This is a genomic window from Pseudomonas sp. IT-93MI4, assembly GCF_949767635.1.
In the GTDB taxonomy this organism is placed as follows: Bacteria; Pseudomonadota; Gammaproteobacteria; order Pseudomonadales; family Pseudomonadaceae; genus Aquipseudomonas; species Aquipseudomonas putida_A.
In genome coordinates, this window is sequence record NZ_CATKPP010000056.1 from 303,501 (window position 1) to 324,543 (window position 21,043).

The 21,043-nt window shown below is 58.0% G+C and carries 11 protein-coding genes; 4 read left to right on the forward strand and 7 right to left on the reverse strand.

Features of this window, described 5'->3' with window-relative positions; genetic code table 11:
• Window positions 1-166: 166 nt before the first annotated feature.
• On the forward strand, window positions 167-1,507 hold the full coding sequence (locus tag ACM6I7_RS24245; RefSeq protein ID WP_041070247.1) for a DEAD/DEAH box helicase: 1,341 nt from the start codon (window positions 167-169) through the stop codon (window positions 1,505-1,507).
• A 63-nt stretch (window positions 1,508-1,570) separates the two neighbouring features.
• On the opposite strand, the gene ACM6I7_RS24250 is transcribed toward ACM6I7_RS24245, so the two are convergent.
• The 3 genes from ACM6I7_RS24250 to ACM6I7_RS24260 all read right to left on the reverse strand — a co-directional run bounded on the left by ACM6I7_RS24250 (window position 1,571) and on the right by ACM6I7_RS24260 (window position 3,302).
• On the reverse strand, window positions 1,571-2,170 hold the full coding sequence (locus ACM6I7_RS24250) for a hypothetical protein (RefSeq protein WP_414889413.1): 600 nt from the start codon (window positions 2,168-2,170) through the stop codon (window positions 1,571-1,573).
• Window positions 2,171-2,182: 12 nt separating this feature from the next.
• Entirely contained in the window at window positions 2,183-2,767 is a 585-nt protein-coding gene (locus tag ACM6I7_RS24255) for a papain-like cysteine protease family protein (RefSeq protein ID WP_414889414.1), read from the reverse strand.
• A gap of 259 nt (window positions 2,768-3,026) precedes the next feature.
• Window positions 3,027-3,302, reverse strand: a complete 276-nt coding sequence (locus tag ACM6I7_RS24260; RefSeq protein WP_097086740.1) for a hypothetical protein — start codon at window positions 3,300-3,302, stop codon at window positions 3,027-3,029.
• 444 nt (window positions 3,303-3,746) lie between these two features.
• Between ACM6I7_RS24260 and ACM6I7_RS24265 the strand changes: the two genes are divergently transcribed.
• Together ACM6I7_RS24265 and ACM6I7_RS24270 are read left to right on the forward strand one after the other, a co-directional pair.
• Window positions 3,747-16,907, forward strand: coding sequence for a hemagglutinin repeat-containing protein (locus ACM6I7_RS24265; protein ID WP_414889415.1), 13,161 nt, complete (start codon window positions 3,747-3,749; stop codon window positions 16,905-16,907).
• Window positions 16,904-17,248 (forward strand): hypothetical protein, encoded by a 345-nt coding sequence (locus ACM6I7_RS24270; protein WP_097090500.1) that lies wholly within the window; start codon window positions 16,904-16,906, stop codon window positions 17,246-17,248. Before ACM6I7_RS24265 ends, ACM6I7_RS24270 begins: the two co-directional genes overlap by 4 nt.
• Before the next feature lie 85 nt (window positions 17,249-17,333).
• On the opposite strand, the gene ACM6I7_RS24275 is transcribed toward ACM6I7_RS24270, so the two are convergent.
• Entirely contained in the window at window positions 17,334-18,068 is a 735-nt protein-coding gene (locus ACM6I7_RS24275) for a DUF899 domain-containing protein (RefSeq protein WP_414889416.1), read from the reverse strand.
• Between the two features lie 176 nt (window positions 18,069-18,244).
• On the opposite strand from ACM6I7_RS24275, the gene ACM6I7_RS24280 reads away from it, so the two are divergent.
• Window positions 18,245-18,637: a transcriptional regulator gene (locus ACM6I7_RS24280; protein WP_096797478.1), complete on the forward strand. Its 393-nt coding sequence runs from the start codon at window positions 18,245-18,247 to the stop codon at window positions 18,635-18,637.
• A 112-nt stretch (window positions 18,638-18,749) separates the two neighbouring features.
• Here the strand turns inward: ACM6I7_RS24280 and ACM6I7_RS24285 are convergent, their stop codons facing one another.
• The 3 genes from ACM6I7_RS24285 to ACM6I7_RS24295 all read right to left on the reverse strand — a co-directional run bounded on the left by ACM6I7_RS24285 (window position 18,750) and on the right by ACM6I7_RS24295 (window position 20,804).
• Window positions 18,750-19,619 carry a DUF6279 family lipoprotein gene (locus ACM6I7_RS24285; protein ID WP_183781723.1) on the reverse strand — a complete coding sequence of 290 codons (870 nt, stop codon included), beginning with the start codon at window positions 19,617-19,619 and terminating at the stop codon, window positions 18,750-18,752.
• 71 nt (window positions 19,620-19,690) lie between these two features.
• Entirely contained in the window at window positions 19,691-20,410 is a 720-nt protein-coding gene (locus ACM6I7_RS24290) for a TorF family putative porin (protein WP_027614565.1), read from the reverse strand.
• Window positions 20,411-20,615: 205 nt separating this feature from the next.
• Window positions 20,616-20,804, reverse strand: a complete 189-nt coding sequence (locus tag ACM6I7_RS24295; protein WP_016985943.1) for a hypothetical protein — start codon at window positions 20,802-20,804, stop codon at window positions 20,616-20,618.
• Between the last annotated feature and the right edge of the window lie 239 nt (window positions 20,805-21,043).

Genomic DNA, 21,043 nt, shown 5'->3' on the forward strand with positions numbered 1-21,043 from the left:
GCGATGGGCGATTAGAGCATTTAAGACGCTGTGTATTACCGTTGGAGACAAATCGAGCAACAAAAAAGCCACTGATTACGCCCGTTTGTATAAAGAAACTCGGCCTGAGCGCTCGAAACCGGTAACCTATGCAGCTGTTTTTTTGCATATCTTCGAGGTAGCACCCGTGTTTTCCCAATTCGCCCTGCACGAACGCCTGCTCAAAGCCGTGGCCGAGCTGAAATTTGTCGAGCCAACGCCTGTGCAAGCAGCGGCCATTCCGCTGGCGCTCCAGGGGCGTGACCTGCGGGTGACGGCGCAAACCGGTAGCGGCAAGACCGCCGCTTTTGTCCTGCCGATCCTCAATCGCCTGATCGGCCCGGCGAAGATCCGCGTCAGCATCAAGACCCTGATCCTGCTGCCGACCCGCGAACTGGCCCAGCAGACCCTGAAGGAAGTCGAGCGCTTTTCGCAGTTCACCTTCATCAAGTCCGGCCTGATCACCGGCGGTGAAGACTTCAAGGTGCAGGCCGCGATGCTGCGCAAGGTGCCGGACATCCTGATCGGTACGCCGGGCCGGATGATCGAGCAACTCAACGCCGGCAACCTCGACCTCAAAGAAGTTGAAGTGCTGGTGCTCGACGAAGCCGACCGCATGCTCGATATGGGTTTCGCCGAAGACGTGCAACGTCTGGTCGACGAATGCCCGAACCGTCAGCAGACCATGCTGTTCTCCGCCACCACCGGCGGTTCCGGCCTGCGCGAGATGATCGCCAAGGTGCTGAACAACCCAGAGCACCTGCAGCTCAACGCGGTCAGCCAGCTCAACTCGACCACCCGCCAGCAAATCATCACCGCCGACCACAATCAGCACAAAGAGCAGATTGTGAACTGGCTGCTGGCCAACGAGACCTACCAGAAGGCCATCGTCTTCACCAACACCCGTGCCATGGCCGACCGCATCTACGGCCGCCTCGTGGCTCAGGAATACAAGGCGTTCGTGCTGCACGGCGAGAAAGACCAGAAGGATCGCAAACTGGCGATCGATCGTCTGAAGCAGGGCGGCGTGAAGATTCTGGTCGCTACCGACGTCGCGGCCCGTGGTCTGGACGTTGATGGCCTGGATCTGGTGATCAACTTCGACATGCCACGCAGCGGCGACGAATACGTGCACCGCATCGGTCGTACCGGCCGCGCCGGCAACGACGGTCTGGCGATCTCGCTGATCTGCCACGGCGACTGGAACCTGATGTCGAGCATCGAGCGCTACCTCAAGCAGAGCTTCGAGCGCCGCACCATCAAGGAAGTCAAAGGCACCTACGGCGGGCCGAAAAAGGTCAAGGCCTCGGGCAAAGCCGTCGGCGTGAAGAAGAAAAAGACCGACGCCAAGGGCGACAAGAAGAAAACCGCCGCCAAGACCCCGACCAAGCGCAAGAGCGCCAACCGTCCGAAGCCGGATTCGCTGGTGAGCAGCGACGGCATGGCCCCGCTCAAGCGTCGCAAGCCGGCTGAGCCTGCGGCTGAATAAATCGCCACAAATGGCCAATAAAAAACCCGGACAGTGTCCGGGTTTTTTTATGCGCAGGGTTTGTCAGTTCCCCAACTGTCCGCTGGTGTCTGCGTCAAAGCGCTGTTTGGCGCGATCTGCCGCCGGTTTGAGCTGCGCGAGCAACGCAGCTTCGCTGTACAGCCGCAAGTTCCCGAGCTCTTTCGGCGTCGGCTCGATCGGGATCAGTACATCTTCACCGTCAGCGTGCAGCCAGATCGCCACGACGTGCAGTGCCGAGACAAACAGCACGCGCAATTCAACGCTTTTGCCCTGCAATTGCGGCGCCTGTTCCGCCAGTTTCAACGCGCCCACGGTGTCGGCGGCCCGGGTGCCGTGGTTCAGCGAAGCGAACTCGACATGGCCACGCACCTCGGCCAGTTGCGCATCGGCAATGCTCACGCCGTCGGCAAATACCAGGTAATGCCAGTCGCCGATGCGTGCGTCTTTCAGACCCTTGCCCTGGCTCAGATCGTCGAGTGTCAGCGAGTAGCCGCGGTAGGCTTCGCTGAGGCTGACTTTGGCCGGTGCCGCGTTGGCGAACTGGCGGTTGATGCCGAAGCCCTGGTTTTGCAGCGCGGCTTGCAGCACCGGACGCAGAGTCTGTACGCCGTTGGAAGGCGCCTTTGGATAAGTCAGTTGCATGATGTCGCCCTCCTAGTTTTTCGCGGTGAAGTAAGTGTGAGTCCAGTTGCCGCCGCCGTTGTACGAACCGGGGAATGAGTTCAGCGCGCGAGTCGAGTAACCGTAGATCGAGTCGGCGATCAGCACGTAGTTGCCGTTGGTGCCGTAGATCGCCAGGAAGTGCGCACCGCCACCATACCAGGCACAACGCAGGCCGACCGGGCGGCCCATGTTGATCTGGTTCTGAATGGCCGACATCTGCAGCGAACCCTGATTCATCCCGTTATAGCTGCGGGTGGTTTGCAGGGCCGAATCCAGATAGCCGTAGACGTTGCACGGCCCCGGCTGGCTGCAGCAATTGCGGTCCAGTTGGGTGCTGGCGACGCCGCACTGGGTCCAGTTTCCAGTGCCGTAATAATTGCCGACCGAAGCGGAAACAGCGGCCCAGCACCAGTTGGTCTGAGTCTGTTTCTGCATCGTGAAGTTAAGGTTGGCAGCGGCCAGTGCCGCCGTTTGCGCAGTGGCTTCAACCCCGACCAGTTGCGGGTCGATCAGGTGGCCAACAAGGCATCTTGGCAGGCTCTCGCCGGTGAACGATGTTGCTTGAGTGGTTAACATTTTCAGTCCTCCATGAATGAAAACAAGCGTCCAGCTTGTGGTTGTGTTGCGGTATTGCCGAGCGATCGGTGGGTAACGGTTTTCATCTGCGATGAACGGTGCCGATCTCCTTGCTCGATGTAACCTTAGTCTGGATATGCGTTTATGCAAGAAAATAAATGCACAAATGCATTTTAAGATCAAAAGATCGCAGCCTTCGGCAGCTCCTACAGGGTCTGGTGTAGGAGCTGCCGCAGGCTGCGATCTTTTGATCTTGCTTTTAGCTGTCGGCTTTTTTCTCAGCCGAGTCCAGTTCCTTCAAGCGCTGATCAATCAACTGGCACTTGTCCGGCAGATCGGCGCTTGCCGTGCCCAGATCCATTTTCTGCAGCTCGGCGTTGATCTCCTTGGCCTTGGCCGGATTCTGTTCGGTGAGCTTGGCCACTTCCTTGGCCAGTTGTTCGCGTTTAGCGGTGGCCTCTTCTGGTGTGCAGGCCCAGACCGGCAGGGCGCAGGCGAGAGTGGCGGCGAGGGTGAGCTTGAGCAGGGTTTTCATGGGGGCAGGCCTCCGTTCCGGGTAGGGCGGGTTGATCGGTGGAGGGTTTCGGGCGGTGAAAAGTTCAGTTCCAGTGTTTTTACCAGTCCATTTAGAGTGACCGAACGGTCGCGATCTTCCCCTGAAAAGCAGACCTCTTGAGGAAAAGTCACGGGTTAGAGCGGTTGTTGTAAAAGACGCTGTACGACTTATTGACGCCAGAATGATGGCAATCTACCATCGCGCCATCACATTGATATCAAATTGTGATTTCGAGGGATCGAACAAACTATTCGCCAGCGGTTCTGCGATCGTTTTTGCCACGCTTTGGACGTTCTGACCGAGGCGCGCATTTATCCCCCTTTTGCTTGTTCTCTCACTTGGCCCCGTGTTTTGGCCAGGCAGGGATCGCTTTGCCTGTTGATTACCCAGACCTCACTCGCCTGTCGCAACGAGAGCTCAAACATGGACGTTCGCCAATACGCCTTCCTCGCTGGTCAGCCTTCTGCTGACGTGAAAACCCGTGAGTCGTTTCTGAGCATGCCCAAGCGCGGGCTGGCGTTCCTGCTGGCGAACGTGATGTTCTGGCAACCGATGTGGGCGCAGGCCGACGGCATTGTGGTGGCCAACCCTGGCACCACCCTTGATCGCGCCGGTAACGGCGTGCCGATCATCAACATCGCCACGCCCAACGGCAGCGGGCTGTCGCATAACCAGTTCCACGATTACAACGTCGGCGCGCAGGGTGTCATCCTCAACAACGGCTCGGCGCAGACCTCGAACACCCAGTTGGCCGGGCACATCATTGGCAACCCGAACCTGAAAAACAGCGGTTCGGCGCAAGCTATTCTCAACGAAGTCATCAGCGGCAACCCGAGCCAGTTGCGCGGTTACACCGAAGTGGCAGGGCAGTCAGCGCGAGTGATCGTCGCCAACCCGTATGGCATTACCTGTAATGGCTGCGGCTTCATCAACGCACCGCGCGTGACGCTGACTACCGGTAAGCCGGTGCTGGATGGCGCGGGCCGGCTGGATCGTTTTCAGGTTGATCAGGGCAGCGTCGCCATCGAAGGCGCAGGCCTCAACGCCAACAACGTCGACCGCTTCGAAATCATCACCCGCAGCGCGAAGATCAACGCTGAACTCCAGGCGCAGAATCTGACCATCGTTGCCGGGCGCAACGACGTCAACGCACAGACCTTGAACGCCACGGCCCGTGCCGATGACGGCAGCACCAAACCGCAACTGGCGATTGACTCCTCGGCGCTGGGCGGGATGTATGCCGGGGCGATCAAACTGGTGGGCACCGAGGCCGGGGTCGGCGTGAAGCTCGACGGTAAACTGATCGCCAGCGGTGGCGATATTCAGCTTGATGCCAATGGTCAATTGAGCCTGGTTGATACCTCGGCGACCGGTGCGGTCAACGTCAAGGCGGCCAGTCTCGATGCGCGCGGGCCGGTGTATGCCGGCACGACATTGAACGTGCAGACCCAAGGCAATCTGACCAACCGCCAGACCCTGGCTGCCCGCGACAGTATCAACCTCAGTGCCGGCGGTCAGCTGACCAACGCCGGAGTCATCGAGGCCGGGGTCAACGCCGACGGCAGCCGTAACGCCAACGGTGATCTGAGCCTGAGTGCGCAAAACCTCGACAACACTGGCAAAAGCCTCATCGCCAGCCGCAATCTGACAGTCAGCACTGCGCAAACCCTGAGCAACCAGGGCGGCACCCTCAGCGGACAAACCACGGCGATCACGGCGGGCACCCTGGACAACCGCAATAGCGGGCGCGTACTGAGCGGCGGCACGATGAACCTGAATGCCGCTCAAGTGCTGAACAACAAAGGCGTGATCAACAGCCAGACCAGACTGACCGGCAACATCGGTCAATTGATCAACCGCAATGGCGAACTCAGCGCCCAGACCGACGCGGTACTGACGGTCACTTCGCTGGATAACGTCGCCGGCGTGATGACCGCCGGGCAGTTGCTCGACATCACCGCCCTCGGCGCGATCAACAACAGCAACGGCGGCCGGATCGGCGCCAGACAAGCGCTGACCCTGCGCGCACAGCAATTCGACAATAGCCAGCAAGGCCAGTTGACCAGTGAAGGCACGCTGACCACGCGCATCAGCGATCGCCTGGACAACCAGAACAAAGGCCTGATCCAGGCCAACGCAGCGATGGACGTGCAGGCCACGCGCCTGGATAACCGCGCCGGCAAAATTTCCAGCCTCAACACCCTGACGGTTACCAGCGCCAATACGGACAACCGCAGTGGCACGATTCGCGCTGATCAGGCGGCGAAACTGCTGATCAGTGAACTGGATAACGGCGACAAGGGCCGCGTTGAAAGCAAGACAACGCTGACGTTCGAGGGCAACACGCTGGACAACCGCAACGGCGGTCTGCTCACCTCGACCGGTTTGCTGAGGCTCAAGGCCAACAATGTCATCAACGATGGCGGACGGATTTCCGGCAAGGGCGATGTCGACGCCAACATCGACAGCCTGAACCAGCAGGGCGGTGAACTGGTTGCCGAAGGCAACCTGTTGCTGACCGGCAAGGCGCTGCAGAACCATCAGGACGGTCTTGTCGGGTCGCTCAAGACCCTGACGGTCAATGTCGACCAGATCGACAACCGCGGCGGCTCGCTCTCCAGCCAGCAAGACCTGCACATCAACGGGTCGCGCCTGGACAACAGCGAGGGCGGCAAGGTGTTGTCCGACACCACGCTGGAGGCGAAAGTCGCGCAGATCATCAACGCCAGCAACGGCCTGATTTTCAGCAAGGGCGCGAGCACGCTGAGCGGCACCGGGTTGGGTAACGTCGCAGGGCGGATCGTCAGTCAGAACAGTCTGGGGCTGACCTTCGACGGCGCGATGGATAACCAGCAAGGCCTGATCAGCAGTGAAGGGCAAATGATCCTCAGCGCCGACAGCCTCGACAATCGCTTGGGCAAACTGTCGAGCCTTGAAGCTATGGCGCTGACCGCTACCGGCGCGGTACTGAGCCAGGGCGGCCTGATCGTCTCGCAGAAAGGCCTGACCTTCAAAAGTGGCAGCCTGGATAACAGCGCCAACGGCATCATCAGCGCCAAGGCCGATTCGACCCTGACCACCGGCGAGTTGAAAAACCGTCAGAGCGGCAGTATCGCCACCGATGGCACGCTGTTGTTGACCGCCGGGCACCTGGACAACTCCGGGGGCACCATCGGTAGCCAGCAGAAACTTCAGGCTTCACTGACCTCGCTGGAACAGGACGGCGGCGAGCTGTTCAGCAACAGCGACCTGACCCTGGACATGAACAACGGTCTGCTCAATAACCAGCGCGGCAATATCCATACGCCGGGCCAGTTGCTGCTGAAAAACCTCAAGGACGTCAACAACAGCGCCGGCGAAATCTCCGCCGCCAAGGCCTGGGCAGTCAACGCACAAAGCCTCAACAACGATGGCGGCAAATTGCTCAGCAATGAAAAGCTCAGCCTCACTATCGAGCGCGCCCTGAGCAACGTTAAAGGTCTGATTGCCTCCGCCAGTCTCGACAGTCGCAGCGACAGTTTGAACAACACCAGCGGTGACATCCGTGTGCGCGGTGATGTCGATTTCAGCGTCACCGGAATGTTCGATAACCAGAACGGTGTGGTCATCGCCGACGAGGGCATGACGATCACCGCCGCCAGTCTGGATAACCGTCAGGAAGGCCTGATCGGTTCAACAAAAGCGCTGAACCTCAACGTCGCTCGCGCCGACAACCGCAGTGGCGAGTTGTCGAGTAAGGCCGACGTGAGCCTGATCGGCGCCTGGCTCGACAACAGCGACAGCGGTTACATGCTCGCCGGCGGCAATCTGGCGCTGACGGTTAATGACGTCATCAACCGCAATAAAGGCCTCCTGTCCGGTGACAGCGGGCTGACGCTGACCGGCAAGACACTGGAAAACAGCGGACGTCTGACCAGCCAGAAAGATCTTGCGATCAACCTCTCTGCGGGTCTGAACAATGCGCAAGGCAGTGTCGTCAGCGAAGGGGCTCTGGCGATCAACGCCGACAGTCTCAACAACAACGCCGGCACGGTCTCCAGCGCCAAAGCGCTGACCATCGACACCCGTGGCGCCGTCAGTAACCAGGGCGGCAAACTGCTGACCGACACCGACCTGACGCTCAACAGCAGCGCGCTGGATAATCAGCAAAAAGGCGCGATCAGTGGCAAAGGCAAACTGAGCATCACCACCGGCGACCTCAACAACAGCCAGGCCAGCATTTACTCCGCCGATCAACTGCACATCACGGCCGGCCAGGTGACCAACACCGCCGGCAGTCTCGGCGCGGCCAATTCGCTGGTGGCCAATGTTCGTGGTCTCGATCAGCAGGGCGGCAGGCTGTTCAGCAGCAATGCTGATGTCAGCGTCGATCTGAACGGCGGCGCGTTGAACAACCAGGGCGGCGTCATCAGTGCACCGGGTCAGTTGTTGTTGAAGAATCTGGCTGACGTAAACAACCGTGGCGGCGAGATTTCCAGCGAGCAGGCTTTCGAACTGCTCGCCAAGTCATTGGATAACAGCGGCGGCCAACTGCTGAGCAATCAGAAACTCACCCTGCAGATCGACAACGCGCTGACCTCGATCAAAGGCAAGATCGCCGCGGCGGCGCTGCAGGTTCGCGCGGCGAGTCTGGATAACAGCGGCGAAGGTGTTTTGCTCAGTGACAGCGATATCGACGTCAAGGTCGATGGCCTGCTGAACAACCAGAACAAGGGCAGCATCAAGGCCGCGCAACAACTGACCCTCAACGGCACCGGCCTGAATAATCAGGGCGGCACGCTGGTGGGTGTTGCGGGCGTGGCGATCGATCTGGGCGCCACCGCACAGGATCTGAATAACCAGGACGGCCTGATCAGCAGCAAGGGTTTGCTGAGCATCGCCCACCTGCGTGACCTCAATAACCAGAACGGCGTGATCAACAGCAAAGGCGTGTTGAGCATCGATACGCTGCGCAACCTGAATAACCAGCAGGGCGAGATTTCCAGCGTCAACAGCTTCAGCCTCAAAGGCATCAGCCTGGACAACCGTGGCGGCAACTTGATCAGCAACGATCAACTGACTCTGACCGCTGCCGAACTGAACAACCAGGGGGGGCTGGTCTCCGGCTGGAACGGCGTGAGCGTCACCGGCGGCACCCTCGACAACAGTCAGCAAGGCAGTATTTCCAGTCTGCTCGGCAACACCAGCATCGACCTCAGTGGCGCGCTGACCAACCACAGCAACGGTGGCGTGGGCGCGAAGGGCGAGGTGAGCATCAAGGCCGCGAGCCTCGATAACAGCAACGGCACTCTCAGCAGTGGCGGCAAGCAGACGCTGACGCTGACCGGTGGCACGCTCAGTAATACTTCCGGCGGCTTGATCGAGAGCGGTGACACGCTGGATGTCCGCGCCACATCGCTGGACAACAGCGGCGGCAGAATCACTGCGAAAAAAGCCCTGACCTTCACCGGCACGCACCTGAACAACAGCAATGGCAGCCTCGTTGGCGATGACAGCGTCAGCCTCGACCTGCTCGGTGTCCTGACCAACGTCAATGGTGCGCTGGGCAGCAGCGGCCCACTGCTGCTCAAGCGTTCCGCCAGTGTCGACAACCGCGGCGGACAATTGATCAGCCAGGCCTTGCTGAGCCTGCTCACCAGCGGTGATCTGAACAACAGCCAAAGCGGCACCGTGTCGGCCAACAGCCAACTGGATCTCACCGCTGGCGGCACTCTGCACAACGACACCGATGGCCTGATCTCCAGCCGCGATGCCGGGGTGCACCTCACCGCTGCGGCGCTGAACAACGCCAAGGGCGCTGTGCAAAGCATGACTGCACTGACCGTGAATGCGGGCAGCGGCGCCATCGACAACCAGGGCGGCAAGATCATCGCCCAGAACGGCGACCTGACCCTCACCGCCGCCAGCCTCGACAGCCGTGGCGGTGTGCTGTCGAGCCTCAAGGGTTTGCTGCAGACCCGCCTGACTGACGTGTTGCGCAACGGCCAGGGCGGCAAGATCGAAGGCAGCCGCCTCGATCTGCGCGCACTCGGTGGTATCTACAGCGACGGCGGGCGTATCGCCGCCAACAGCGGTGACATCCTGCTCGATGCCGGTGTCGGCACGCTCGACAACAGCGGCGGCGGGATCTACGCCCGGGGCAAGGTGAAAGCCACCGCCGGCTCGATGAGCAACAACGCCGGCCAGATCAGCGGCAATGGCATCGACCTGGGCGTCAACGGCAACCTCAGCAACCGCAGCGGCCTGATCGAAAGCGCTGGCACACTGACGATTCGCGCCGCCAACCTCGACAACCAGGGCGGCAAACTGCGCGCACTGGGCGCTGGCGGCAAAACCGATTTCCAGATCGGCAGCCTGTTCGACAACCGCAACGGTCTGGTGGAAACCGCCAACAACGACTTCAATCTCGCCACGCCGAGCCTGCTCAATGCCGGCGGCTCGATCACCCATGTCGGCGTCGGCGAATTCGGCATCTCGACCGCCAACGTCATGAACGCCGGCGGCTCGCTGGTGACCCTCGGCGGCCTGACGCTGAACGCGGACAGCTGGACCAACAGCAGTGTGATTCAGGCTGGGCGGTTGACCGTCAATGTCGGCAATTTTGTGCAGACTGCGAGCGGCCAGTTGCTTGCTTCCAATCAGTTGATTGGACGTGGCGGCAATTGGAACAATGACGGATTGATTGCCAGCAGTGGCAATTTCGATATCCAGTTGAGCGGCACTTATGGCGGCAACGGTCGGCTCAGCAGTGTAGGCAATCTTGGCCTCACCGCGTCCGGAATCGAACTGAGCAGCGCGGCCAGCATCACCGGTGCGACGACCGCCACGATCACCAGTCGCGGCAACCTGACTAACCTCGGGCGACTGACGTCGGCAGACAGCCTGACCGTCAATGCCGCAGCGCTGACCAACAACGGGACGCTGGGCAGCGCCGGCTATCTGCGCGTCAACACCGATTCACTGCTTAACCAGAACGGGCTGATTTTCAGTGGCGGCGACATGGCCTTGCGCGTCGGCACGCTGACCAACCGCTACGCCGACATCTATGGCATCGGCAACATCAGCATTGCCCGGGATGACAGCAACGGCTGGAGTTCGTCGATCAACAACGTTTCAGCGACCATTGAAAGCGTGGGTGATCTGAGTCTGGCGGCGGATCACATCGAGAACCGCAAGGATGTGTTCGAGGTCGCCGCAGGTGGAGGACTCGTTTCGGGAACAATTGGTGTTCGATGCACGACGTGTACCTCGTTCAGTGGCATCAATTTCGAGAGTCGCCTGCCCAGCCACCTGGTCTGGGAAGAAAAATACCATTCCACCATCGTCAAGGATTCGGCATCGGGCACATTGACCGCCGGGCGCAACCTGACAGGGAACGGTCGCGAATTCATTAATAACGCGTCGGTCGTCAGCGCCGGCCGGGATATGACATTCAACGTCCAGAACTTCACCAACCAAGGGGCCACTGTCGGGGATTACACCGTCACGCGCTGGATTGATGCACCCAAGGCCAGCAGAGGGTGGAACTTCTGGCAGGACGTGCTGAACTACAACGCCGCGAACGATCCGGATTACGATTCGGGGCAAACAGGTGTTGTGAACGGGAAGATCAGGATGGTTCCCAATATTCACACCTGGGACATGAATAACGTCGAATCGCTCACCCGAATAGGAGGGCGTCAAAGTGGTGGTGAGGCGATCAGATACCTTCTGTTCGGCTCGATCGCTATCGAGCACGACGGGAAATACAGTTACGCTCCGTCAAGTTATGGAACAGGCGTGCGCGCTGAAGCCCCGGCCATCATCAAGAACGCGGTCCCCTTCGACACGAAGATTACCGAAAGCAGCCCGACGGCCAATGCCAACGCAGTCGTTCAGGCCGGCGGCACCGTCTACATCAACGCGACCAACAAACTGGACAACGGCGTCGTTCGCAACGGTAACGCCGCTGCCGGCGGAGCGTCTCGCCTGGGCTCCACGCAACTGGCGGGTCAAGTCACCCCGACAGTCATCCGTATCAACGCCCAGCTTCCTCCAGACCTCGCCCAACAACAGGTCAACCCACTGGCTTTGCCGGGCTTCACCCTGCCGACCGGCGACAACGGTCTGTTCCGCCTCAGCCGCAAGGACGGCAGCGAGCAAACGCTCGTAGCCGGCAAGGACTGGACGATCGGCTCCATCACGGCCGCACCCTCGACACATGCGGGCGGCATGCCGGTCAGGCATGCAACAGACCTCCAGTTCGATAAAAACGATCCAGTCTCGGTGAAGAATCGTGAGCTGGCATTGGCCAGCCGTCCTTCGCTGAATCTCAATGACAAGACGGCTGTCATCAACGTCAATGCCGCTGCCGGTGACGGGCCGGTCGGTGTGCTGATGCCCGCTCGTGGCAACGTTTCTTTCGACGTTCCACGCGTGCAGGCCCTACCCGATACCAGCGTGCGCTCCAATCCGCACAAATATCTGATCGAAACCAACCCGGCGCTGACCAACCTCAAGCAGTTCATGAGCTCGGACTATCTGTTGGGCAAGCTCGGCTACGACCCCGACACCAGCGCCAAGCGCCTGGGCGACGGACTGTTTGAACAACGCATGGTGCAGCAGGCCGTGGTGGCCCGCACCGGCCAGCGCTTCATCGACGGCCAGACCTCCGACGAAGGCATGTTCAAGTACCTGATGAACAACGCCATCGCCAGCAAGGATCAGCTCAACCTGTCGGTGGGCGTCACCCTGACCGCGCAACAAGTGGCGGCACTGACCCACGACATCGTCTGGCTCGAAGAGCACGAAGTGAACGGTGAGAAAGTGCTGGTGCCGGTGTTGTACCTGGCCCAGGCCAACAACCGCCTGGCGCCTAACGGTGCATTGATCCAGGGCGGTGACGTGACCCTGATCGCCGGTGGCGACCTGAATAACGCCGGTACGCTGCGAGCCTCCAACAACCTGTCGGCCGAAGCCGGTAACAACCTCACCAACACCGGACTGATCGAAGCCGGCGAACGCCTGACGCTGAAGGCCGGCAACGACATCATCAACAAATCCGGCGGCATTATTTCCGGCAAGGACGTCAGCCTCACAGCCACCAACGGCAGCGTGATCAACCAGCGTGACGTGACCAGTGTCGATGTCAATCGCGGTGGCAACGTGTTCCACCGCGACTACCTGGACAACGCCGCACGGATCGAAGCGGCCAATGATCTGACGATCAAGTCCGGCAAAGACATCAACAACATTGGCGGTGTGCTGAAAAGCGGTGGGGACATGACGCTCGATGCCGATCGCGATGTGAACATCACCTCGGTGCAGGATCGCAGCACCAATGCGCGGGGCGGCAGCTATCTCAATCAGACGATTACCCAGCATGGGGCTGAAGTGACATCAGGGCGCGATCTGTCGATCAGTGCCGATCGGGATGTGGCGGTTGTGGCCAGTCGGCTGGATGCCAAGCGGGATATTGGACTCAGCTCTGGCAACGATATCGTCATCACTTCTGCCGCTAACGAAAGCGACTACGTCTCGCGCAGCAAAAAGCGAGCGAATGAAACCCACAGCATCACCCAGCAATCGTCGGTACTGAATGCCGGTCGCGATATCGCCCTGAACGCTGGTAACGATCTGGGCATTATCGCCAGTCGAATTAAAGCTACAGAAGATGTCAGCCTTGATGCAGTTCAAGACATCACAGTTGCCTCGGCCAAGGATGAGAGTTCTTCCTACTACTACATGAAGAAAAAAGGTTCGTTCGGGCGCAGCAAGACAACCGAACGAGAGAGCTATGAAAGCGATAACGTTGCTTCAGTGATCGAGGCGGGTCATGACCTGACGGTCAATACGACCAAGGATGACGACGGTGCAGTCAGCCTGAATGGCGGTCGCAACGTCACGATTGTTGGTAGTGAGTTCAAGGCCGGCAATGATCTGGTGGTCGGTGCGAGCAAGGACGTTACCGTGCTCTCCGGGACTGAGGAAACAGGCGCTTACAGCAAGAAGACAAAAACGGGGCTGTTTGGCTTGTCGAAAAGTGGCAGTAGTCAGCTTCAGACCAGCGTCACACAAGTGGCAAGTGAGCTGAACGCTGGACGGGATGCGGTGATTATTGCCGGGCGGGATGTAAACCTGCATGCCAGCGAAATCAACACCGGAAATGATGCTGAACTGCATGCGGGGATGATCGACAAGACCGGTGATATCAACCTCGCTGCGGCTGATGATCAGGCATACAGTCGTGCCGAGGAGTACAAGAAAAAGTTTGGGTTTTCGTTCAAAGATACCGTAGGGCTGTTTGCCGGCACGCCAGGATTGGGGGCGGACATTACGGTGAACGCCGCGCACAAGGGCGGGCGCGAGGTGGTCAGCTCTACCAGCGTTGGCAGTCAAATCAATGCCGGGCACGACGCCATTCTTGGCTCTGCCCGTGATATCAATATTGCCGGCAGTGGAGTCATTGCAAACAACAGCGTGCTCCTCGATGCCGGACGCGACGTAAACGTCATCGCTGGCACTAACCAGCAGAGCAGCAAAAGCTGGGAAAGCAATAAAAGCACAGGCCTCAAGCAGACGATCGATAGCAACGCATTTACGACTTTTGTTGGCAGTGAAACCCTCAAACACGACGTTGACAGTAATGCGCATACAGCCGCAGGCAGCCTGATCAAGGCCGGCGAAGACCTGAAGATCAACGCCGGCCGCGATATCAATCAGCAGGGTTCTGATTTGCAAGCTGAGAACAACATCAAGCTCAAGGCAGTTCGGGACATCAACATTGATGCAGTCGATCAAAGCAGCGAAGTTACGACACGCGACAGTGTGAAACGCAACGGCACGACCAGCAGCATCTCGTATAACTACGGCAACACGATGGACACGCTCAAGGGTACAGGCCAAGGGGAGGATGGTGTAAGCAAGGGGTCTAGCACCCTGAAGTCGGTGGATGCGCTAGATCAGTTCTTCAGCGGGCCCAAGGCCGATGGGCACTTTGGCGCGTCAAGCAATAGCCAGACACGTACCCAGACATCGGTAACCAATCGACCTTCAAGCGTTACAGCAGGCGGAGATATCAGCGTCGAAGCCGGCAATGATGTGAATGTGCATGGCAGCCAGTTCAACGCAGGTCGAGACATCGGCGTTACTGGCCGTAATATCACGTTTGACGTCGCCCATGGCGCAGAGGGAACTGATGGGCATCAAACCCAAAGCAAGGGTGGGTTGAAAGGGGGGACCACCGGTGGCTTCAAGATTGGTGTAGGGGTCAGCAACGCGGGTAGTAAAGATGAGTCGACCCAAGGCACCTCTACCCCGACGCAACTTAATGCCGGCGGTAGTATCAGCTTAGACGCGAAAAATGACTTGAATCTTGTCGGCACCCAAGTGACTGCTGATCGGGACATAAAGCTCAAGGCTACCAACGACATCAATATTCAGGCGGCGCAAAACGCTTCAAGCAGTGACAGCAGTCGTCGCAGTTGGGGCGCTGAAGGCGGACTGATGTTCGGGCGCAACGGTTTCGGCGTATATGGCAGCGCAGATATTGGCCTGGGCAACCTTGAGCGTGAGGGCGTCAAGCAGCAGGAAGCCTATCTATACGCGGGCGATAAACTGACATTCGAAAGCGGCCGGGACACCAACGTAGCGGGCGCCCATTTACGTGGTGACGAAGTGATCGGTAATGTCGGACGCAATCTGACAGTGACTTCTTTGCCTGATACCGGAAAGGTCAGCGGCAAGGAACTGGACATCAGCGTTACCGGTTCGTTTGTGGGCGTCAGCGGCTCGGTAGGCTATGGCCAGACCACGGGTAAGACCAACTGGGTCGAGAACCAGACCACGATAACAGGCAAAGACAAGGTCGACATTCGCACCCAAAACCATACACAACTGGACGGCGCCGTCATCGCTGCTGATAACGGCAACCTGAAACTGGATACCGAAACCCTCGGTCACCGCGATCTTGTCGGTAAGGACAAGGAGCACGGTTATTACCTGAACGTCAGCGGCAGCTACAACTTCGCAGATGAGACGAAGAAGGACGATAAGGGCAAAAGTAGCTGGACCGTATCAGGCTACAACTACGAGAAAGACCGCGAGCAGGTGTTGCATGCCACTGTGGGGGCTGGCGATATCATCGTTCGCAATGACAAGACCACCGGGCAAGACTCCACTGCCGCTCTGAACCGTGATCCGGCTCATGCGTATGAAGTGACCCGTGACGAAGAGCACCGTACGGATCTTTATATAAGCGACAGTTCGTTGAAGTCCGCGTCCGAGCCGATCAAAACGGTTCAGCGCTGGGCTAACGGCGTCGTGAACTACAGTGATATCGCTAAGGCCAACTTCAACGAAATCGCACTGATCATTGGAAATCAGATCGACAGCATGCAATTTGAAGGCGTGGGTGCCGGCGCTGCCGCAGCCGGGGGAGAAGCCATTGCCGAACAGGCGCTGAATGCATTGGTTGAAGCCGGTTACAGCAGGAAGGATGCTCGGGCATTGCTGGAGAGTGAGTCCTTCCAGAGCCAGGTTCTGGCTCAGATGAAAGCGCTCGATGAATTGTCAAAAGACAAGTCAGAGGGTGGGGCAAAAACAGTAGCAGAAGTCAAAAAGGAACTTGGTGAAAAGAACATTGTTGTCAAGGGGCCGGCGATTACTAACGCCAAACTGGCTCTTGATAGAGTTTCTGATATCAACAAGTATTTGCAGGCCAACCCCGATAAAGTCGAAGCTGTTGAATTAATTCTCGCTGCATCGCAAGGCCCCAAAGGCATGATTCTATATGCCTCCCAGAAAGTGCTTGGTGACACCTCTTTCGGTAAAGCGATGGCGCAGTTGCAAAGCGATCTGGAAGCCGTTGTCGGGCGCAAGATTGCGGAAGGTATCGAGGGCAAAACGCTCAGCGAAAGTGTAGAACTGGACGCCTGGCGGCTCGGAGGCGGCTCGCTCATGGCCTCTGTTCTCCTAGGTATACGCTCACCCAATGTAGAGAAACTGGGCAGCAGGCCTGTCAGGGTTACTCGGGTAGAACATCCGCTATTGGATGGTGGTGGCCCCGGCAAAACGCCGGACCACCCGCTCGACCCGAAGAAGCCGCCCGTGCCTCCTCGAGTTGTTGAAATAGACTCGGGTGGCAAAGGAGCCTGGAACAAGGAACTGAACAAGCCACAGCCAAATACGGTTTATAAAATCGACGGCAACAAGGTTTATGAAACGGATCATTTGGGCCGTGTGCAAAGCGTTGAAGCCGACTTGGCCGACATCGTCCGTGACCGTAATAAATACCAGCAATGCAAGACCGGAAAATGCGGTCTTGAAGCGGACGAAGGCGGCCATCTGATTGCCAGTATCTTTGATGGTCCAGGAGAAAGGATCAATATGGTGCCCATGGACGGCAACCTGAACAAAGGTGTCTGGAAAAAGATGGAAAATAGTTGGGCCAAGGCAATTGATGAAGGTAAAGACGTGAGCGTCAAGATATTGCCGACGTATTCAGGGAGCAGTGTTCGCCCTGATAGCTTTGTTGTAACCTACCGAATTGGAAACGGGCGGGAAGTCCGCGAACGATTTGTTAATGCTCCGGGGGGAACAGGATGAGTGAAGACGAAATTTATCGCCAGATCGGCCAAATTCTGATTGACACTGCTCCTGATACAGCGAGTGTGGTTATCGTTGAGGCTGAACTTTCACCCGAGGATGATCATTGTAAGTTGTTGTTTGACTATATTGATGGGAATGGAGAGAAAGATTGGTTCAGCCCCGGCAGCCCAGAGGTAGATGTTGGTATTCATGAAAACCTGATAGCGCTGAGGAATCTCTATAAAGCGCAAAACATGACATCCGGGCTACCGGTTTGGAACAGCTGTGTCATCACGTTGGATACCGTGCTGGGGAAGTTGAAAATTGATTTCAACTACATTGAGCCAGAAGAAGGTTGAGTGTTTTTTTCCTGTAAAGCCCTGGGAGATTTACTCAATGTAAATCTCCCAGGTTCAGCGCAATCTCCATGAAGTGGTGAAATGTTTATCGTTCATGGCATCCGCAGGATTTTGTCTCATTGTCATACCGATCATGATGCCGCACCCACTCCATGATCTCGTCCTCATTCCTGCCCTTGGGCGTGAGGTCGAGGTAGTTGTAGGCGCCCACCAACATGTCCAGACCCCGGGCATAGGTTGAGTAGGTGTGGAAAATGTCGCCCTTTGCATCACGATAAAACACGCTCAGCCCCGGCATTTCTTCCTCGGCACTATCAGTCTTTTCGTAGTTGTACGTAGCCTTTCCTGCAGCAACATCTTCAGCGCGGGCGCAAACACCAAAGTCGTAGTTGAAATCGGAACCGTCTGACGACACCCAGTCGAATTTCCAGCCCATACGCCGCTTGAAGGCCTGGAACTGTTCAAACGGGGCGTGGGAGACCGCGACCATTGCGATGTCGTGGTGGGCCAGGTGCAGATTGGCGCCGTCGATGTGGTCGGACAGGAACGAGCAGCCCTGACAGCCTTCCTCCCAGTCCTTGGCGAACATGAAGTGGTAAACGATCAACTGGCTGTGCTTGCCGAACAGGTCGGCCAGCTTCAGTTCGCCGTTTGGGCCGTGAAATTGGTAGTCCTTGTCGACTTTGACCCAGGGCAACGCGCGGCGCTTGGCGCTGAGGCGGTCGCGTTCCTTGGTGAAGGCCTTTTCTTCGGCCAGATGTTGTTTGCGCGCAGCGAGCCATTCTTCGCGCGATACCACCGGATGATTCTCGACGTTCATGATGATTTCTCCTGCGGGGGTTGAAACCGTCTTTGTCAGACTAGTCGTTTAACCCTCGATCAATTCGACAGACCGCCGGTCGGTCGCCGCGGAAAATGGCGCTGAACGGCTGCGATGCGTCCGGGTCACAACCTATGACAGCGCCCCAAATCACGCGCACCGGAGGTTGAATCAGGATGACGACTTATAACTGGGATTTGATTGAACGCCTGCTGCATGAAGTGCAGAACAGTGCAGGCGAAAGTTTCGCGCCGCGAAAATATGCCGAGGACTATGCGGCGCAGAAAGCCAGTGCAGGCGAGCCGATCGAGAATCTGGATCACCTGAAAACGGTGGCTTGCGAATATGAAGGCTTGTTGCTCGATCGTGGATTTATCGAACCGCGCCCGGATCATATGGGCAGTACCGGCAGCAATTTCATTCTGACGCCACGCGGATCAAGCCTGCTGAGCCTGATCGACAGCAGCATTCCCGGCAATGATCATCCGCGGCAGGTGTTGGACGAGCAGGAAGATGCGCTGGATGAAGCGACGTTTGATGAGGTGGCTTCCAAAGCGCAGATTGCCTGACAACCTTTGTGGGAGCGGGCTTGCTCGCGAATGCGCTGTATCAGGCACATAGATGGTGAATGATCCACCGCATTCGCGAGCAAGCCCGCTCCCACATTGGATTGGCATCCTACTAAGGTTTCTGTGCAGCTTTCAGGCACTTCAGGTCATTGAAGTCTTTACGCACCCCTTCGATTTTCTTCAGCAACCGCTGACGCTGCTGCGGCGTACTTTCGGCCATCAGATCCACCGCCAGCGAGCGCGCTTGTGCTTCGGTGTTGGCGTAAGCCTTCTGGTAATCCGTTGTCCATAAACGCTCGCGGTTGACCAGAAGTGTCTCGATTCGTTGTGGGAATTCGGCACTTTTACGCTGGGCAACGGCGTTACTGAACTGCTGCTGCCAATGTGCGCGGTTGGCGATCCATTGAGTGTTCTGATCGCCCAGCGCGGTCGACCAGGCCATCACCCTTTGTTCCTGAGTGGCGCTCAACGGGCCAAGCCAATCGGTCAGGCGCTTGTCCATGCGCGCGCCGCGTTCGGCAATCTGTTGCGCCAGCGGCGGTTTGACGTATTCCTTTTCCCGTTTGCGCAGATCCTTGGCAAACGAATCGTTCATCTCGGCGACTTGCTTGTCGTCCAGCCCTTGCAGCAGCTCGATGGCCGACGGTGTGATCTGCCGTGCAGTTTCGGCAATGGCTTTTTTCGCTTCCTCGGTTCGTGCTTGCAGCGCAGCGTCGGTCACCTGATTGCTTTCGACCATTGCCTGCAAGCGATCCAGCCAGTCGAGGTAGCCCGGCAATTGCGTGGTGCAGTGCCAGTTCAGGTGCTCCTTGAGGCGATCGTTGAACCAGTCTTTTTGCTCGCTGGTCATGTCCAGATAGTCGCCAAGCGTCCATGGAATGATCACGTCGAGATTGCGGTAGGCCAGGCCGACGCGGCTGCAGGCGCCGAGGGCGAGGGTGAAGATCAGCAGGGTGGCGAGGTGTTTGAACCAGCGAGACATGAGCGAATCCTTGCGAGAGCCTGACGTCTGATTCTCATGTGAACGCAGGAAGCTCCCGGCAGTTCAGCCGATCAATAGAATGCGCGCTCGGCCTTGAGCGTCACCAGCCCGTCACACTGGCTGTTGTGTCCCGAGTACGCCGAGCATTCGCTGCCGCTGAGGTTGGAATTGCTGTAGATCAGATCGAGATCGACGCCCATGAACGGTCGGGAAAATTTCACCGACCAATCGGTAAAACTGCTGACATAACCACCGTCCACCGACACAGGCGTGTTCAGTTGGTGGGTGGTGTATTTCATGCTGATCCCGATGCCGAACGGCTGATTGCCGCCGAGGTCGGCGAACAGCGTGTTGTTCTGTTTGTCCGGGTCGTTGCTGACGGCCACACCGAAGCGGCTGCCGAGCAGGGTCAGGCCGCCGAACAGCTCCTGGCTGTCGAGGGTGTCTACTTTGGGATAGCTGTAATGGATCATCCCGACTTCGTAGCCGAGGGTCTGATCGAAAGGTTGTTTAAAGCCGATGTAGGAGTCGATTTCGAGGTTCTTGCCCGGGGTCAGGCCCATGCTCGGTGCGTACTGGCCGACATACAGGCCGCTGTCGTGGCTCAGATCGAGGCCGCCGTGAAACGAGCCGACGGCTGACGGCTTGACCAGTCCCTGAGCCATGCTGCGGCTGGGCGTGGTGCCGAGTTTGAGGTCGAAGTCGCCGAGCTCGCGCTGGAAAATTTGCGCGTGCGCCGATGAGCAGGCCATAAGGCCCACAAACAATAAACAGAATGTTGATTTGAGCATGCGTCACTCCATGAACAGCGAGCGCAGGCTTGAGCCTGCTGAAACGCTTGATCCAGACGCGTGCAAGGATACCGGCGAATGCTCGGCAATGATGGCCGTTCGTCGATTTTCAAAGATTTGGTTAAACAGAAGGAGGGTGTAACGCGGGTGCCAGTCCAGACGCTTCGAAGCTCAAAGCGTCTCAGGACGGGTGTATTACCGGGTGTTACTTCTTGCCCAGGCTGATCTGCTTGGACGGACCGAACGTCTGGCCGCTGACGCCTTTGGCAATTTGCTGGATTTCGCCGCCGGACTTGAGGAACGCTGCGATCTGATCGTTGATCGATTCGCTGGTTTCAACGGCTGGAGCTGGCTTTGCTTTGCTGGTGGATGCTTTTACGCGCATGGCGGCCATTAACCTGTAGAAAAGTAACTCGGCCAGGCATCGTACAGGAATAACTTGACAATTGCTTGATAAATATCCCCGGGAATAACTGAGCGCGTGGGTGGATTATTCTCGATTAATTATCCGAAATATCCCCCTAAGCCACTGTTTTAAATAACAACATTTATTCTTCATTGGCGCAAATGTCCGCCGTGAAACGGCACAGCAGGCTTCGCGCTGGCCTGACGAATGGCAAGCCGCCTGCGCAA

Coding starts and splice junctions, on each gene's coding strand:
- ACM6I7_RS24250 (WP_414889413.1), bottom strand. CDS start 2,170: ATGCAACTGACTTATCCAAAGGCGCCTTCCAACGGCGTACAGACTCTG.
- ACM6I7_RS24255 (WP_414889414.1), bottom strand. CDS start 2,767: ATGTTAACCACTCAAGCAACATCGTTCACCGGCGAGAGCCTGCCAAGA.
- ACM6I7_RS24260 (WP_097086740.1), bottom strand. CDS start 3,302: ATGAAAACCCTGCTCAAGCTCACCCTCGCCGCCACTCTCGCCTGCGCC.
- ACM6I7_RS24265 (WP_414889415.1), top strand. CDS start 3,747: ATGGACGTTCGCCAATACGCCTTCCTCGCTGGTCAGCCTTCTGCTGAC.
- ACM6I7_RS24270 (WP_097090500.1), top strand. CDS start 16,904: ATGAGTGAAGACGAAATTTATCGCCAGATCGGCCAAATTCTGATTGAC.
- ACM6I7_RS24275 (WP_414889416.1), bottom strand. CDS start 18,068: ATGAACGTCGAGAATCATCCGGTGGTATCGCGCGAAGAATGGCTCGCT.
- ACM6I7_RS24280 (WP_096797478.1), top strand. CDS start 18,245: ATGACGACTTATAACTGGGATTTGATTGAACGCCTGCTGCATGAAGTG.
- ACM6I7_RS24285 (WP_183781723.1), bottom strand. CDS start 19,619: ATGTCTCGCTGGTTCAAACACCTCGCCACCCTGCTGATCTTCACCCTC.
- ACM6I7_RS24290 (WP_027614565.1), bottom strand. CDS start 20,410: ATGCTCAAATCAACATTCTGTTTATTGTTTGTGGGCCTTATGGCCTGC.
- ACM6I7_RS24295 (WP_016985943.1), bottom strand. CDS start 20,804: ATGGCCGCCATGCGCGTAAAAGCATCCACCAGCAAAGCAAAGCCAGCT.